A 1,205-nucleotide genomic window follows, 5' to 3' on the forward strand; every position below is an offset into this window, starting at 1 on the left:
GCGACCTCGGCTTTGACCTTGGCTTCGACGGCGCTGTTGCCGTCTTCGCCATTGGCGGCCAGCCCGTCGACCACTTCGATGATCCAGTCGGCGATCTGGCGGAATTCGACCTCGCCAAAGCCGCGGGTGGTGCCGGCGGGCGAGCCCAGGCGGATGCCGCTGGTGACGGTCGGTTTTTCCGGGTCAAACGGCACGCCGTTCTTGTTGCAGGTGATATGCGCGCGGCCCAGGGCCTTTTCAGTCGCGTTGCCCTTCACGCCTTTGGGGCGCAGGTCGACCAGCACCACATGGGTGTCGGTGCCGTGGGTCACCGTGTCCAGACCGCCCTTGATCAGTTGATCCGACAATGCCTGCGAATTGACGACGACCTGCTTGATATAGTCCTTGAACGCAGGCTGCAGAGCCTCGCCGAAGGCCACGGCCTTGGCCGCGATCACATGCATCAGCGGGCCGCCCTGAATGCCGGGGAAGATCGCCGAATTCACTTTCTTAGCGATATCTTCATCATTGGTCAGGATCATGCCACCACGCGGACCGCGCAGGGTCTTGTGCGTGGTCGTCGTCGCCACATGCGCGTGCGGGAAGGGGCTGGGGTGTTCGCCAGCCGCAACCAGACCGGCGAAATGCGCCATGTCCACGTGCAGATAGGCACCGACCATGTCGGCGATCTCGCGCATGCGGGCAAAGTCGATCACGCGCGGGATGGCCGAGCCTCCGGCGATGATCAGCTTGGGCTGGTGCTCTTTCGCCAGCGCCTCGACCTGATCATAATCCAGCATGTTGTCTTCCTTGCGGACGCCGTACTGCACCGCGTTGAACCACTTGCCCGACTGGTTGGGGCGCGCGCCGTGGGTCAGGTGACCGCCGGCATCCAGGCTCATGCCCAAGATGGTGTCGCCGGGTTGGATCAGCGCCTGGAACACGCCCTGGTTGGCCTGGCTGCCCGAGTTCGGCTGCACGTTGGCAAACTCGCAGCCAAACAGCTGCTTGGCGCGGTCGATGGCCAGGTTTTCAGCGATATCAACGAATTGGCAGCCGCCGTAATACCGCCGACCAGGATAGCCTTCGGCGTATTTGTTGGTCATCACCGAGCCCTGCGCTTCCATCACGGCGGCAGAGACGATGTTCTCGGACGCGATCAGCTCGATCTCGTCGCGCTGGCGGCCCAGCTCAGATGTGATCGAACCAAAAAGCTCAGGGTCACG

Annotated in this window: 1 protein-coding gene; it reads right to left on the reverse strand. The window is 63.1% G+C overall.

Translation table 11 applies throughout. The features are described 5' to 3' along the window. Window positions 1–1,205: serine hydroxymethyltransferase (gene glyA / locus ACR0AJ_RS21055; RefSeq protein WP_480741862.1), on the reverse strand; the 1,205-nt coding region annotated here is incomplete at both ends.

This window comes from Ruegeria sp. CJ9, assembly GCF_056536625.1.